The organism is Paenibacillus phytorum (genome assembly GCF_013141715.1).
In the GTDB taxonomy this organism is placed as follows: domain Bacteria; phylum Bacillota; class Bacilli; order Paenibacillales; family NBRC-103111; genus Paenibacillus_E; species Paenibacillus_E phytorum.
This window is the reverse complement of the sequence record NZ_WHOA01000165.1, coordinates 1-16866: the sequence shown is the minus strand read 5'-3', so window position 1 is coordinate 16866 and position 16866 is coordinate 1. Positions and strand designations below refer to the sequence as shown.

Genomic DNA, 16866 nt, shown 5'->3' with positions numbered 1-16866 from the left:
CTTAAGGCATAGGAAATTGGATAATAGTATCGAGAGTGTTATTCACGCTAGTTCAGAGTGCTTAATGGAATCATCCAAACGGTCGTTCTTGTACCGTTTGGCGACTTCCAAACAGCGCTCTTTTTTTGTACAGTGTGAAGACCCTCCATATTTTCTATTATTAAAAATGGCATATTTAACCAAAAACATCATCTTTTCTTCAAAATAAATCATGTGAATGCACTTCCAGTTGCTCTATCATATGTATGAGTGCCAAGACACTAATCATGATACCTAGAGGTGTTGCTATGCGAAATATGTAAAATAATTCGTGGTTAACAGACGTCCTTCGAGGGGAATATCGCGTGGGAAGCTTACAAATGTTTATTTCAGAAAGGATGAACGTTATGGTTAAAGCTAAACAAAGAAAACGCTTGGGAAAACTCTTCGCTACTTTTTTAACGCTGCAGCTGCTTTTATCGTGGTCTACGGCGCTTGCTTCTTCTCCGACTGGAAATGAAAGCGCTACATCTGGGGTTGAAGCTTCCCCAAATAGCCAAAATCAAACCGTGACGGAACCGCAAACGGAACCGTCGAATACAAAAGTCATTTCTTCTAAGGTAATGAGCGTAACGGTGAACAAGAATTTTCCAAGTGTCATTCAGTATCAATGGTTAGCGAGCGGTGCAGTGATGTATGGTCAGGAAGATGCTATGTCCCAAATCAAGATTAATGATATCCCATATACACCTACAGTAACCTATGAGCTTTCTTCAACTTCGGACACAGCCAATTATAAGCTTGAAATTTCTTCCATTGGTGTCGAGGTCGACATGACACTGCAGGTTGTGGAGAATACCCTTCTATATCAAGTTACGAATATAGTTGAAAATGGTTCGACAAAGGTTTCTAAACTGGAAATCCCGAACTTGAATCTGCTCTCGGTAAGGAGCACAGAAAGCGGAGCGGCATTCGCAGGGTCTCGCATGTATACGGCTGTAAGCGGTTCTGGCGACACTTTTAAATCGGTTACAGGCGCTCCGTCTACAGATAGTTCACCTGTAAATTACCTGTATGGGATTGTAAACACAAACCAGCTTGCAGGAAGCATATGGACAAATGCTGTTGCCGATTACTCTATAGATAACAATAACGAGCGCATTCTGAAGCAGACGGTAAACAAGGGAAGCTACTACAGAACAGGCCTTTGGAGCTATCCATGGATTTGCAGCGTCAGCGGATCGGTATCGCCGGAACCGCTGCCAAGCGCAAAGGTAGCAATTACGCCCGATGCCAACAGTGACGGAACAGTCGACTGGCAGGACGGGGCAATCGCTTTTAGGAGTATCATGAACGTCCCGGTGGGCTCTGACCGCGTACCGGACCTAGCCGTGTTCCGTATTCCCATGAACTTTGCCAGTGAAGCCACCAATCCGTTCTTGAAAACATTGGATGAAACCAAGAGGATATACCTGAATACGGATGGGTTGGGACAATGGATTGAGCATAAGGGCTACCAGGGGGAAGGGCACGACCAGAATCAATTTGATTATCGCTATGTTGGCAAACGTCAGGGCGGAGCTGCCGATTTGGAACAGATGGCCAGTGCCGCACATCAATACAACGGATTTGTAGGCGTTCATATCGGAGCTACCGGGTTGCAGCCTGAATCAAGTGTATTTTCCGATACGTTGGGAGATGTTAATCATCCTGGATGGGACTGGTTGGATCCAGCGTATGACCTCAATCCTACCCAGATGCGCTACGAAGGTACGTCTAACAACAGGCTGAGCCGCTTGCAGCTGCTAAAAAATGCCGTGCCAAGCCTTGACTTCATGTATGTGGATGCATGGTTTGAAAAGGCGTGGAACGGACGGAAGCTGGAACGTGAGATCAATTCGTTAGGCTGGACGACGACAACGGAGTTTCCGGATGTTCTTGAAAATGATTCAGTCTGGTATCACTGGGCGGTTGACTACAACTACGGAGGGTCTACGATCAAGGGCTTCAATAGCCAGATCGCAAGATTTATCCGCAACCACCAGAAGGATACATGGATTGCGCGGAATGCGCTATTGGGTGGTGCAGAAGTAACGGACTTTGAAGGCTGGCAAGGGAATAGAGATTACGATAAAGCCATTGAAGTTACCTTTGGGACGAATTTGCCTACCAAATACATGCAGCATTTCAAAATTATGAAGTGGACCGGCGATACGATCAATTTTGAAAATAACGTAAACGTGAGCAATGCAAGCGGGTCGAGAGTTGTAACGAAGGACGGTATAACATTGCTTAGCGGCAATAAATATCTTCTGCCCTGGAGCCCTGCAACAGAAGATAAACTTTATCACTGGAATGCAGACGGCGGAAATACGACGTGGACATTGCCGTCCAGCTGGGCAGGTTTGCAAACCGTCAAGCTTTATCAGCTTACAGATCAAGGAAAACAATTGATTAGCGATCTGCCTGTTTCTAATAACCAGATTGCGATAAATGCAATTGCAAAAACCCCCTACGTCGTTTACAAGGGAGCTGCAGCGGCTAACCCTACTGTCAACTGGGGTGAGGGCACACAGGTTAAGGACCCGGGATTCAACAGTGGAAACTTGAATGCCTGGACAGTTGCTGGGAGCGACACCTCGGTTGAGCGTAACCCTAGCGGTCAATATGAACTTAAGATTGGCAGCGGTGCGACCGTAAGTCAGCAAATCACCGGCCTTTCGGAAGGAACGTATTTTGCATCCGTTTATGTGTCCACAAGCAACGGACGTAAAGCGTACATCGGCGTTAATAATTACGGTGGGCCAGAAGTCAGTAATTATGCAGACAGCTCGCTATGGAGCAACTATATTCAAGCCGATTCTAAACGCGATACGAATATGCAGCGGATGTACTTGTTCTTCGATGTCCCTGCAGGGTCCACAACAGCGACGTTATATTTAAAAGCAGACAGCGGCACTTCGACTGTTACCTTTGACGACGTGCGTATCGGGAAAACGGTCAAGACGCCGAATCCGGATGGAGCCTACTTCGTTCAAGATTTCGAACATGCACTCCAAGGATGGTACCCGTTTGTTAAAGGCCCAGCTGGAGGGACGAACGACCCGAGAACACATCTGTCAGAGCTTCACGCTCCGTATACACAAAAAGGCTGGAACGGGAAGGCAATTGACGACGTAATAAGCGGAAATTATTCACTTAAAGCGTATAAGGAATCTTCGGGACTGCTATACCAGACCATTCCGCAGATGGTAAGGTTCATCCCTGGAACGACGTATACGGTGAAGTTTAAATATGAAAGCGCAGCATCAGATTATGCTTTCGTAATTGGCGACAGTACTACGATACAATCGACCACTACATTAAAGGAAGCCACTTCGCCAGAAACATTCAAGGCAGCTTTCGTAGCGTCATCATCTGGCCAATCTTGGTTCGGAATTAAGAAAAAGGCGGGCGCTACAGATTTCGTCATGGATGATCTGGTTATTACGCTTGGAGGGGATCCGAGCCAGAATATTCCGTCGGATCAGTCTACTAGCGATCCTAACAAGATTCCTCATTCGCAGATGACTGCAACGGCTACTGATGCGGAAACAGAAAATGAAGATAATGGCCCATCCAATGCAATCGACGATGATGAGTCAACGATTTGGCATACCAGGTGGGATAATCCCAACCAGTTTCCGCAATCCATTACATTGAATCTTGGTGGTACTTATAACATCAACCAAATTAAATATCTTCCAAGGCAAGACGGTGGAAAAAACGGGATGATTATGAATTACAATTTGTATACGAGCACGGACGGAATTCATTTTACAAAAGTAACAAGCGGAACATGGGCTACAGACGGCAAGGAGAAAAGCATTGTGTTTACATCGACAAGCGCAGCATTTGTCAAGTTGGAAGCAACGAATGGACACAATGGTTGGGCGTCTGCAGCTGAAATCAATGTGTTTAAAGATTCTCTTCCTGCATTGGCGATTGCCGGGGGTGCGGGAACCGTTACCGTTCAGAACGCGGTCCTAGGGGCGATCTTGAAGCTCTATGACAGCTTGAACCTAGCAATTGCGTCGCTAACAGCGACAGGCACGGCGGCAGACCAATTTACCGGTGTACCGGCAGGCGCAGGATATACGGTTACCCAGACCGTATACGGCGTGGAGAGCGCTCACTCTAATGCAGTTTCGGTATCGATATTATTAGATCAAACGAAGCCGGTTACCGAACTTGTTGTTGCAGGAACAACTAACAATGGATGGTACAACAGTCATGCAGTAACACTGCATGCAACGGATGATATGTCCGGCGTAGAGAAGACTCAGTACAAACTAAGTGAGAATGGGGATTGGACGGATTATTACGGAGCGTTTTCGCTGCCACAAGACGGAACATATACCATTCAGTATCGCTCAGCGGATCGGGCAGGAAATGTTGAAGATGCCAAGCAGCAGACTGTAAAAGTCGATACTACACTTCCTGACATTAAATTTATGATTATTGGGAAGGAATTAAAGGAGGGTGACTCCTTCGATGACAATCTGCCTTTAACCTTTCAGGTGTCTGATCATCTATCAGGTGTAGCTTCTGCCCAGATCAGTGTCAGCGACGCTGTATATGCGGTAGATCTAACTAAGGGAACAAGCATCGTCATAGATTTAACTGGAAAGGTTGGCAGCTATTCAGCAGCTATCGTTGTTGAAGATATGGCTGGAAATAGGCTTCAAAGGAATTTCCAATTCAATGTGACGTCCAGCATAAATGCAATGAATGCGTTGCTTAACCGCTATCAATCGCTGCTTAGCAACGCATTAACATCACAACTGAGCAATGCCCTCAGTCAAGCGCAGCATCAACTTGATAAAAACCGGCGAGATCAGGCTGCAAAGCACATGCAGGACTTTGTGAAACATCTTAACAATCCAGCTTTAGGAAAAGATGTAGACAGCAATGTAAAAGCCATTCTTAATGCAGATGCAAATGCATTGATCAAACTATGGTCAACACAATAAGATTAGAGAGAAGTCGTCCTTTTGTTGGGCGACTTTTCTTTTGATTTGAAATTAACACTTTGTAGCGTACCAATTGTATATATAACAATGATTTTTGCGGTCAATTACGGAAAAACATCAGCCGATCCGAATTGGCAGCAAATTAAAGCGTTTGATACGAACGGCAACAACAAAATTGACATCATGGACCTTGCGGCGATTGCGTCGAAAATAACGGAATAGCGGATACCCTTCAAATCATCAGGATCGGTTAACAAGCATTCCACAATATAAGTACAACAAAGGAAGCAGCTTGCCGCTAGAACGGTATGCTGCTTCCTTTATGTGTTACTAACAAATTTTATATCGTCAAACCTAACGAAATGGTGATGATCTAATGATTTATCCATTGCACGGATAATATGTGTCGTCTATCGTTGGTTACATGGCGGACATATTAAGCGAAGTCATTTCCAATTCGGGTACTTTGCGATGAGATCTAGAACCTGTTCCATCCGGGGCCCCGGTACAGGTTGGCTTTTTAAACGAAAGGAGGGCGATTGCCTCATGAATCAGCCGGTATCAGCCAACATAACGCATGAAGCGCGTCCCGGCACAAGCGGACAGAGCCGCTTTTTACGTGACTATTGGCGTCATAAGTATTTGTACTTGATGGTGCTGCCCGGCTTTTTGATTGTGCTTATATTTGCCTATTTTCCGATGTACGGGGTGCTGATCGCATTCAAAGATTACAACGTGGCTAAAGGCATTTGGGGAAGCGATTGGGTCGGATTCAAATATTTCAAAGAATTTCTGAACAATCCGATGGCTCTGCGAACCGTCAAAAATACGCTAGTGCTCGGCATTTACGGACTCGTGTTCGGGTTTCCGGCGCCGATCATCATGGCACTCCTGCTTAATGAAATTCGGGCGCTCGCTTTCAGGAAATTCTTGCAAACGGTTTCGTATTTCCCGCATTTCATCTCTACTGTTATCATCATCGGGATGATTAAGGAGTTTACGTCGCTTGATGGCTTGTTTAATTCGATTACCGGGTTGTTCGGCATGGAGCCGATTAATTATCTGACGGAGCCCTCTTATTTCCGGACGTTGTTCGTGGGTTCTGGTATTTGGCAGGGCATTGGTTGGGGAACGATTCTTTACTTGGCTGCGCTCAGCAATGCTGATCCGACCTTGTACGACGTCGCCTCCATCGACGGAGCGAACCGGTGGCAGAAGACGAAGCACATTTCCATTCCGACTATTTTGCCGACGACAATAATATTGTTCATATTGTCTGTAGGCGGCATCCTTGGCACCGATTTCATGAAGGTACTGCTCATGTACAACCCCAGCACATACGAAAAAGCCGACGTCATCGGCACGTATGTATACCGGGTCGGCTTGGAAGGCGGACGTTTCGAATATGGCGCAGCCGTCGGCTTGATGCTTTCCGTGGTGTCGTTCCTGTTTGTCCTGATGACCAACCGCATGTCCCGCAAATTTTCGGAAACGAGTTTATGGTAGGTAGGTGAGACGTTTGCATTACAAACAAAATGTAGGATCGCGCTTGTTCGACGCAGCCAATTACGGGTTTATGCTGCTGCTTGTGGTGGTTACGGTTTATCCGCTGCTCAATGTCATCGCGATTTCGTTCAGCAACGCGGATTTTATTTCGCTCGGGCAAGTTTCGTGGTACCCGAAAGGGTTCAATGTCAAAGGGTATGGGGTCATTTTCGATAACCCGATGCTCTATATCAGCTATAAAAATACGGTGCTATATGCTGTAGCGGGCACTCTGTTGACGCTTTTCCTGACGTCGTTGATGGCTTATCCGCTTACGGTTTCTGATTTCCGATTGAAGAAGGCAATCACCATTTTTCTGGCGATTACGATGTTTTTCAGCGGCGGGATGATCCCGACTTACTTGATCATGAAAGAGCTGCACTTGCTAAATACGTTCTGGGTCATGGTCGTTCCCGGCTGCATCAGCGCGTATAACGTCATCATCTTTCGAACGTTTTTTCAAAACATCCCGTCCGAGCTTCGAGAGTCGGCTTATATGGACGGCGCCAACGATTTGACCGTGCTTTTCCGCATCTATTTGCCTCTGTCCAAGGCGCTGCTCGCCACCTTCGCGCTATTTACGATCGTGGCGCATTGGAATGAATGGTTTAATGCGCTTATTTATTTGAAAGATGAGCACAAGTATCCACTGCAAATGTTTTTGCGCAGCATCATCTTTACCCAGCAGGAAGGGCAAAGCGGGCAGGTGAGGGATATGATCCAGAACCGACAAATCAACCCGAAAAATATCCAGATGGCGGCGATCGTCATCACGATGGCACCGATTCTGTGTATGTATCCTTTTGTGCAAAAGTATTTCATCAAGGGCGTTATGCTCGGCTCGATCAAAGGGTAGTAGATCTTACAGGCATCTCCCGATCACGCGGTTGGGGAAAGTCTTGAGATATGGAACCATTTTCATCAAATCATAGGGGGAATTCATGTGAAAAAATCAATGACGATGTTAGTTTCAACTATCCTCGTATCAACAGTGTTCTTAAGCGGTTGCGTAAGCGATTCGGGTAAAGCTGGTTCGTCGGCGTCGCCGTTGGCAAGCGATTCCGGCAGCAAGGTTGGTGCTGATGTGAAGGAACTGAAGCTGAAGGTCGTTATCCCGCATTTTGGCGGCGACGCGACGGGTACGCTCGTGCAGCAGGAGTTCGAGAAGGAGATCGAGAAGTACTTGGGAGCCAAAGTGACGATTGAGTGGACGCGTATCCCTTGGGGCGAGTACAAAGAGAAAACGCAGGTGATGCTGACGAGCGGTGACATTCCGGATATCATGCTCGTGCGCACTCAGGATAACATCATTAAATATGGCGAGCAGGGCTTGTTCCTGGACCTTTCCAAGTACATGGACAAAATGCCCAACTACAAGCAGTTCATCACCGCCACAGATAACTACGAGCAATATTTGATGAATAAAAACAAGCAACTTTTCGCGTTCTACGACGGCTTCTCGAATCCGTCGGATATCGAGCCCAGCCAATACGCAGCAGCATACCGCCTAGACGTTTTCGAGAAAAACAACATCAAGGTGCCGACTACGCTGGACGAAATGTACGATGCAGCCAAAAAGTTGAAAACGCTTTACCCTGACTCTTATCCGGTCGCGCAGAGCGAACAGTATTTGGGTTACGACGGCATTTTGAACGCGAACCATACGAACGGCGAAATTTACTGGAACGGCAAACAGTACGTATACGGGCCGACGGAAGAAGCGTACAAGGAGTCACTGGTTTTCCTGAACAAATTGTATACGGAGAAGCTGCTCGATCCGGCTTACTGGTCGGATGAGATGGATCAGGCGAAGCCGAAGGCGTCGACCGGCAAATCGTTCATGTACCCGCTGATCTGGTCCGGTTATGTGGCGGACTTCAATGCGAATAAAGAAGCTGGCGTCAAATGGGCGCTTTCGATGCTCGCTGATAACCCGAAATACGGGAAATCATGGAAATACGGAAGCGACCCGAAAGGAAAAGGGCTAAATAACGGCTATGGCCTCGTTATTTCGGCAAAAGCCAAAAACCCGGAGCAGCTCGTGAAGCTGGTTGATTATCAATACAACGACAAAATGATCGATCTCTTAATGTGGGGAATCGAAGGCAAATCATACGAAATGAAGGATGGCAAGAAACAGTACCTGCCAGCATTGAAAAGCTCGGCAGACTTCGTAGGCGAACTGGCGAAGATGGGTGTATCGGCATCGATGCGCACCCGCCCGGGCATCGTGTTTACGCCGCAAGAGCGGATTGCCGTGTACACCTCGGTTCCGGATGTGCTCTTCTATAACAGCGGTAAAGCGCAGATGGAAAACTATTATATGGCGTCTGACAAATACGGCGGCAAAGAATCGATCGCCCCGATGGACCGAGCACCGAAGATCATGTTGACGAAGGATGATAACGATCGTATCGCCAATACGATGACGCCTATCAAAACGTACGTAAAAGAATCGTCCGTCAAATTCATTAAAGGTGAGATGAGCTTCGCCGATTGGGACAAATTCCAAGCGACGATCAAGAAAATGGGCGACTACGAGTCGATTCTGAAGCTGCAGAATGATAAGGTCAAAAAATAATCGAGGCTATAGCCAGACAATTCCTTCCGTGCGTGAGAACGCATGGAAGGAGTTGTCTGCTTATGCGGGGAGGTAAATGAGATGAACAAGCATGATTTGATATTCGATCAGCCGATCGCAAGATGGGACGAGGCGCTGCCGCTTGGCAACGGATTGACAGGATGCCTGCTGTGGGGAAACGGGGAACCGCTTCGGTTCAGCCTGGACCGCGGCGATTTGTGGGATTTGCGGCTGACGCCTGAGGTGCTGGACACCGGGTTCACCTATGCGGAAATGATCGAATGCGTTCGGCGCGGTGACCAAGAAGGGCTGCTCAGCCGATTCGACAGCATCTACGAAAAATATCCGTACCCAACCAAGCTACCGGCCGGTCGGCTGGAGCTGCGTTTCGGTAGGCCGGCGGATCACGTGAGGAGTCATCTCGCAATTCGCGAGGCATGCGCGCATGTCCTAATGGCTATCGGTGATCGTACCGTTAAGGTGGACAGTTACCTGCATGCAGTGAACGGCCTCGGTTATATCCAAATCGGTGGTGCTCCTTTCGAGGGAATACGGCTGGACATTGTGCCGCCGGATTACGCCGGTGCGTTGCCGCATAATTCTGCAGATCCCGTTTTCAATACGAGCCTAACCCGGCTAAGCTACCCGGCAGCCACGATGCATGAGGAAGGAGATGTACGCTGGTTTTATCAGTGCACATGCCAAGAGCTCGAATATGCCATTGTCGTAGCCGAACGGCAAACGGCGAGTGGACATTGGGAAGCGGTTTATACGATCGCTGCTAATCATGACGGCGAGCAATGGTTAGAGAATGCCAAACGGAAGGTTAAGGAAGCGCTGGACGCCGGGTTTGACGCCGCATTCCGTGATCATTGCGCCTGGTGGGAACGCTACTGGGGTAAGAGCTCTATCACTTTGCCGGACGCGGAAGCGGAGAAGATGTGGTACTTGAACAATTACCTGTTCGCATCCTGCTCGCGCAAAGGCTCTCCGCCGATGCCGCTGCAAGGGGTATGGACGGCGGACGAGGGCTTGCTCCCTCCATGGAAAGGCGACTACCATCACGACTTGAATACGCAGCTCAGCTACTGGCACTATTTGAAAGCGAATCATCTTGAAGAAGGGGAAAGCTTCCTCGACTTCTTGTGGGGCTTGCGGCCGGAGGCGAAGCGGTTCGCGCAAAGCTTCTTTGATGCTCCGGGCATCAATCTTCCATCTGTCATGACGCTTACCGGCGGTGCGATGGGCGGGTGGCCGATGTATAGCATGAGCATTACGAACCACATTTGGGTGTGCCAGGCGTTCGACCATTATTGGCTTTATACGGGCGATGGCGATTTCTTGCGCGACAAAGCTTATGTGTACTTTAAGGAAACCGCAGACTGTGTGCAGCGCTGGCTGACGCCGGGAGAAGACGGCAAGCTGCGGCTGCCGGTATCGAGCTCGCCGGAGATTCACGACAATTCGCTCAAAGCATGGCTGGAGCCGATTAGCAACTACGATTTGGCGCTCCTTATTTATTTGTTCAGGCGTTTGCACGATATGGCGGAAAGGCTCGCTTACGCTGCTGATGTAGAAAGATGGGCGGAGGTGCTTGCCAAACTCCCGGAGCTTGCGGTTAACGAGCGTAACGTGTTGATGGTCAATCCGGAAGAGTGCCTCATGGAAAGCCACCGGCATATGTCTCATATGATGGCCATTTATCCGCTGCAGCTGCTTGACCGACGTGGTTCGGAAAGGGATCGCAAGATTGCCGATGCGACGATCGCTAATTTGGAAGTGCTCGGCAAGGGCCAATGGGTAGGCTATTCGTTCGCTTGGGCGGCCGCCATGTACGCGCAGCAGGGCAACGGTGAAGCGGCGATTTATCATCTGCAGCAAATGTGGCACTACACGTGCTCGCCGAACGGGTTCCATCTGAATGGCGATTATAAGAGGGCGGGCGTCTGCATGTTTCATTACCGACCGTTTACACTCGAAGGCAACTTTGCCGCTATTTGTGCGCTCCAGGAAATGCTACTGCATACGGACGGTCAGACGATCCGAGCGTTTCCGGCGATCCCCCGTGAGTGGGCGGCAAATGACGTCGAGTTCCGCGATTTCCGCGGGGAGATGGGCGTGCTTGTCTCGGCTAGAATGAGTGCGAACCGGCTTGAGTATGTAGAACTGCATGCCGAACGCGGCGGTTTCTTCCGCGTGCAGAACGATTTCCAGAGTGAAAGGCTGCAAATTCGAATTGGCGATAAGACGAATGAACTCGTATGCGGAATGAAAGACATTTTGACAATCTCTTTGCAAGCCGGGGAGTCCTGTATGGTTACCGTGTTGTAAGATTTGAATAATGAAGGCGTGGAACAAGGGCGGCAAGTTGAACATGGCTTGCCGCCATGTATTCATGATATAATCGTTTGAACGAGAAAATTGAATGCGCTTCCAAAGCATCGTGATTTCAAGTTTGCAGGACAGTTTTCGTTTCAGGAGGGAATTCATGAGACGACTGATAAAATCGTTTCCGCGCAAGGCTACCGCAGGTATGAAAAAAAAGACGCTGATCACGATTTTTCTACGTTTTTTCGTTCTGACCTTGCTGCTCATGGTATCGTCTATCATGATCGCAGCGTATTCGAATTACAGGATGATTGACGACGCAAAAGAAGCGAACCACAATTATTTGCGCGTCGTTTCTTCGTCACTTGACGGCCTGTTCAACAAAATCAAAGACAAGGGTTACAGTATCTCGTCAGATTCCAACTACCTCAATCTGATATCTATGACCGACAAATCTCAAAAAAATTACGCCTCTTCTACCTATGCATTAAGCAGCAAGCTGTACGATCTGTACATCAGCGATGACACAGTGGACGATGCTTTTATCTATTTTCAAAACATCGATACGGTGTTGGCAGGATCCGGCTCCTACGAAACCGCTTTTTACCTTAACAAATATTACCGCTATAAGGGTTATTCGCAGCCGTTTTGGAACGGCGAAATCGAGAAGGGTGTCGTGTCAACCATATTTCCCGCGACAGACGTTTACAGGCAGACCGGCGCGATCGGCGAGAAAAAGTACAAAACAATCGTCCCGCTTGTCCTGGGTATCGAAAACATTGCTCATGCGCGCAGCTATATGATCGTTAACATAGACGAGCAAAAGATTTATCAAATGATCGATAACATGAACATTACGAAGAAAGGCGACATCTACCTCGTCGACACGCTCCATAACCGGCTCATCAGCGCGACCAATCGCAAAATGATAGGCGGGACGTTCAACCTCGGGGAGCTTCGTTTGAATGTGAAAGATGTTAAAACCGATTCGGAAGCATCGATTGACGGAGACAACTATATGCTGTCGTTTCAGCCGTCATCTTGGAACAATATTGGCTTCCTGATCGTAACACCGGAAAAAATGCTGACGGGTCCGATCAATAGATTCCTATACATGACGATCGGCGTTATCGCCTTGTTCATGTTGATCGGGACGATCGTTTCAGCCGTCTTCACGTTCGGCATCTACTCGCCGCTCGCGGAAATGGTCAATTATGTGAAACGGTTTGCCAAGGCGCCGTTCGAGAACGGAAAGTCCGAATACGACTATATCAAGGAAAATATAACGACGCTTCAGCAGTTTCAGCAGGAAAGTCTGCCATCGTTGTTGCAAATCTTTCTGTACCGCGCTTTGAACCAGCAGCTTAATCAGGAAGATATCGAACGGCTGCAGCAAAAATACGATTTTTTCCGCGATGGGGGTTTTTTCGCGCTGGCTGTCGTCAGAGTCGGCCTTGCTGGAGGAGGCGAATTGGCGGTAGCCGAGCACAAACGACAGCTGATCACCTTAAACAAGCCGGTACTCGATATGACCGAGAACGAAAGCGTACTTTTTCTGCAGGAACAGGATGCCGGCGACGTGGATGCATTTGTCATGAAGCTTGAAGCCGATTTGACGCGATATCAAGCGGATTGTGGGGTCGAAATAAGCCTGGCAGTCGGCGTTAGTCAGATTTTCGTGCAATTGGATCAAACGTGGAAGGCGTACAAGGATGCGTGTACGATCCTCGATATGCGCAGCGTGAGCAGCGGAGGCATCATCTTTGGCGTGACTGACAGCAACCCGGGAGGAGGCGGCGCTCTGAATGTGGCGGATAAAAAGGAGACGATGCGCAAATATTTGGAGAACGGCCATGTGGAGGGCGCCGCTCATTTACTGGATCAGCTCTTCGAAGGGGCGAAGAAGCAGCAAATGCCGTTTAAGGCATTCCGGCAATTGGTGAGCGACCTGCTCTATTTTGCCGTGGAAACTGTTTATTCGCGTCGTATCGATGAAGAGTCGATGTTCGGCATGCCCGCCGGTGAATTGATCGCACGCGTGAATACGATGCAAAGTCCGCTTCCGATCGAAGTTCTTTGCCGCAACGTATACGGAAAAGTGACAGAGCACGTGCAGATGCTGCAACAGTCATCTCAGGCGCTAACCGGGATGCTCGACTATATCACGGCAAACTTGGCGGAAGTGAATTTAACAACGATCGCTGATCGTTTCGACCTGAATGCGAACTACGTTTCACAATATTTCAAGAAACATAAAGGCGTTACGTTTACCGATTACATTAACCGGCTGCGCATCGAAAAAGCAAAGGAGCTGCTGCTCGGTACCGATTGCACAGCGAATGACGTCGGCAAGCAGATCGGCTTCAATAACGCGAACGCTTTTATCCGTATGTTCAAGAAGCTGGAAGGCACGACGCCGCACGAATATCGCAAGGGAATCAAAGCGAATTACAGCTGCGAGGCTGAAGGGGGGATAGGTCTTGCTGAATAAAAAAAGAACGATAATTGTCGTCGTCTCTATGTGTGCGGCGATGGTGCTTTTTTCGGCCTCCGTTACCCTCGGCAAGCGGCCATCCAGTACGGCATCCGCACCGCCACTCGTCGTCAAAGCGGCCGTCCCGTCATTCGAACGAGACCGGGATACGCTGATCGATCGCGAGTTCGAGCGTCGTGCCCATATAAAGTTCGATTGGATTCAGTTTCCGGTTACCGAATATATGAAGCGGGTCAAGCAGCTCCTCACGACTTCGGGAGATAAACCGGATATTTTCGTCATTAACAAAGAAATGGTTCAACGGTTCGGTCCTCAGGGGCTGCTGCTCGATCTTCGCCCCTACCTGAATCAAATGCCGAATTTACAGCGTTGGATGGAGAAATATCCGCAAATCTACGACAGCATCGTCTCCGAGGATGGCAAACTTTACGGCATCGACGGTTTCAACACGTATGGGCAAATGCCCATCGGCTATTTGCTGCGTGAAGACATTTTTTACCGTAATGGTATGCTGCTTCCCAAAACATTCGACGAGCTGTACGATTCACTAAAACAGCTCAAGCAAATTTACCCTGATTCGAAGCCGATTTCAAATCGTTGGGGGCCGGATCACCTGCTCGATAACTTTTTCATGGCTTATCATACTCAAAGTGGCATTTACTTCAATAACGATGATATGACGTTTAAGTTCGGTCCGATTGAGCCCAATTTCAAGAAGGCGGTCGAATTGGCCCGCAAATTTTACGAAGCGAAATTGATCGACCCCGATTTTTCAACCGATTCTGATGCTCAATTTTTTGAAAACATTACGAAGGGCAAGACCTTTGCTTTGTTCGGCGAATATTTTACAGAAATGGACGGGTGGGTAGAGAAAGGGAAAAAACAAGATCCGTTATTTAGCTTGAAAGCTGTGCAACCACCCATCACTGAGAACGGTCTGCAGGCACTCCTACCGGTACAGTATGCAAACTCGCAAGGAGATTGGGTGATCGCCGTCAATGCGCATTCAAACCATACCGATGAACTCATTCGCCTGCTTGATTATCAATATTCCGATGAGATGATGGAGCTAACGAATTGGGGCATCGAAGGGGAGACGTTCAAATGGGTGAACGGGGAGCGTAAATATGCCGTAAAGCTGCAGACGAAGCTGAATTCGACGGGAACGGTAACCCCTGAACAGCTAGGCGTGGACGGACGCACTGGCATCTGGCCGCCCTATGACCAAGATGCGGAGTATGCGAGAAAGTGGGGGGCGGTCGGGCTTGAAGGGCAGCGAATATATAACGATAACGTGGGCCGAATTGGATTTTTCGCGGGACCGACCGTCTCTTTCAATCAGGACGAAATGATTGAGATAACGAAAGTCATGACACCGCTCAATAAGTTTCGGACCGAGAAGTTGATTAAATTCGTGACCGGAGAGCTTACAATGGATACGGATTGGAATTATTTTCAGGAAGAATTAGAAAAGTTAGGGGTCAGACGGGTGCTTGACTTGTACCGCGCAAAGTATGCAAAGCTGCCGGACGAACGGAAAAAGCTGAATACGGTGATTAAATAACGCGAAGCAGGAGGCGGTTGATTACTATTTTCAATGACTGATAAGATTCTCATTAATTGTGCTATAAATAATAGAGTAGCTTTTGAAATGGGCTTTTGAAAAAGACCTATCACAATTACGTTGTCTCAGACAAAGTAACTGTGATAGGTCTTTTTAACTTATTCAATTCCTATGTTTCTCAGAACATCAATCATTTAAGGTGAAGAATGACCATTAAAATATTCCCCTCGTTTCAGGGCGTCGACGAACTGCTGGAGCCATTCGTAATAGGTTAACCCATGCCGAAGTTTATATAAATCTTGAAGAGCAAGATTACGCTCCTGGTCTGTTATATGTTCGTCAAGAATCAATTCTGTCAAATCAGGAAGAGCTTTATTTATGGCTTCTGTCATTACATTGATTTCACGCTGGAGCTTGAGCGTAAAGAAGTTTTGAAATGCAAGGAAAAAATCGACCTCCGCAGCATACAGCTCTTTTCGCTCCTGCTTTTCCTCTAACTTTTTTACCATTTGGGATTCTACCAATGATCTAACCGCATAGCTCATGTTGCTTTTACTCATATTCATGCGAATTTTCATCTCATCGAGAGTCATCGGTCGATCTTCAAAGAACATAATCCCATACAATTGACCTGAAGAATGAGTTGCTCCGTACAAATCCATCGTTTCTGCAATAGCATCAATCATGTCTTGTCTGATACGCAATCTTTGTTCTGATGTGTTCTTTTCCTCTTTTTGAGACACTCGAATTTTCACTTCCCTATATCTGATCAGTTGAAAGATTCAATATATTTTGTTTGAATTACTCCTATTATAGCAAAAAAACTTGTTTAAGACTTGAATATTCTGCATTTACATAATCTTTACGCTGAGTTAACGGTCGTTTGACACAAATAATAACTTCTTTCTGTACAATGTAAATTGTACATAATAGTGATATGGAAAGAAATTTGGTTTAAATCCACTTAATTAAATGTAAATTGAATTTTTGTGGTACTCTGCTTAACTTTGCACTGACCTACATTGAAGCTTGGATGTCGCTCATCATTGTCGGTGTCATCGGCTTGAAGTTAAGCAGTAAGGTTCATTGATATGGCGGATTTCAGCATCATGTTTACAATAAAAAAATCCGGATTTTACATGTAATTAACCTATTGATTGCGAGTTCGTTGTACAGTATTTCCTGTACACATATAAAATAATAGATTTTTTAATGTGAAAATTATAATTGTGAAAAAAATATCGAATGTAAGCTTTTTTCGCAGGGGATGAGAGAATTTTTGGGGGGTGGTGCTTACGGATTGAAATGGCCTTTATTTATCGCATCAGACTTTGGCGAATTTTACGAGCTTTTTGAACAGATC

Annotated in this window: 9 protein-coding genes; 8 read left to right on the top strand and 1 reads right to left on the bottom strand. The window is 47.3% G+C overall.

Annotation, left to right across the window (positions count from 1 at the left end; genetic code table 11):
* Nucleotides 1-386 precede the first annotated feature (386 nt).
* From GC098_RS24210 to GC098_RS24175, 8 genes are all read left to right on the top strand, one after another.
* A complete protein-coding gene (locus GC098_RS24210; RefSeq protein ID WP_171645785.1) occupies nt 387-4991 on the top strand; it encodes an endo-alpha-N-acetylgalactosaminidase family protein in 4605 nt (1534 codons plus the stop codon).
* Between the two features lie 45 nt (nt 4992-5036).
* A complete protein-coding gene (locus tag GC098_RS24205) occupies nt 5037-5213 on the top strand; it encodes a hypothetical protein (RefSeq protein ID WP_171645784.1) in 177 nt (58 codons plus the stop codon).
* A gap of 324 nt (nt 5214-5537) precedes the next feature.
* On the top strand, nt 5538-6497 hold the full coding sequence (locus GC098_RS24200) for an ABC transporter permease (protein WP_171645783.1): 960 nt from the start codon (nt 5538-5540) through the stop codon (nt 6495-6497).
* Between the two features lie 13 nt (nt 6498-6510).
* Nucleotides 6511-7392 (top strand): carbohydrate ABC transporter permease, encoded by an 882-nt coding sequence (locus tag GC098_RS24195; protein ID WP_171645782.1) that lies wholly within the window; start codon nt 6511-6513, stop codon nt 7390-7392.
* Nucleotides 7393-7479: 87 nt separating this feature from the next.
* Entirely contained in the window at nt 7480-9117 is a 1638-nt protein-coding gene (locus tag GC098_RS24190) for an extracellular solute-binding protein (protein ID WP_171645781.1), read from the top strand.
* 42 nt (nt 9118-9159) lie between these two features.
* The gene (locus tag GC098_RS24185) at nt 9160-11448 is read left to right on the top strand and encodes a glycosyl hydrolase family 95 catalytic domain-containing protein (RefSeq protein ID WP_171645780.1); all 2289 of its coding nucleotides are present in this window, start codon (nt 9160-9162) and stop codon (nt 11446-11448) included.
* A gap of 157 nt (nt 11449-11605) precedes the next feature.
* Nucleotides 11606-13936 carry an AraC family transcriptional regulator gene (locus GC098_RS24180; protein WP_171645779.1) on the top strand — a complete coding sequence of 777 codons (2331 nt, stop codon included), beginning with the start codon at nt 11606-11608 and terminating at the stop codon, nt 13934-13936.
* The gene (locus GC098_RS24175; protein ID WP_171645778.1) at nt 13926-15503 is read left to right on the top strand and encodes an extracellular solute-binding protein; all 1578 of its coding nucleotides are present in this window, start codon (nt 13926-13928) and stop codon (nt 15501-15503) included. The genes GC098_RS24180 and GC098_RS24175 overlap by 11 nt, the downstream gene beginning before the upstream one ends.
* A 194-nt stretch (nt 15504-15697) precedes the next feature.
* Here the strand turns inward: GC098_RS24175 and GC098_RS24170 are convergent, their stop codons facing one another.
* The gene (locus GC098_RS24170; protein ID WP_246358907.1) at nt 15698-16189 is read right to left on the bottom strand and encodes a GbsR/MarR family transcriptional regulator; all 492 of its coding nucleotides are present in this window, start codon (nt 16187-16189) and stop codon (nt 15698-15700) included.
* Nucleotides 16190-16866 lie beyond the last annotated feature (677 nt).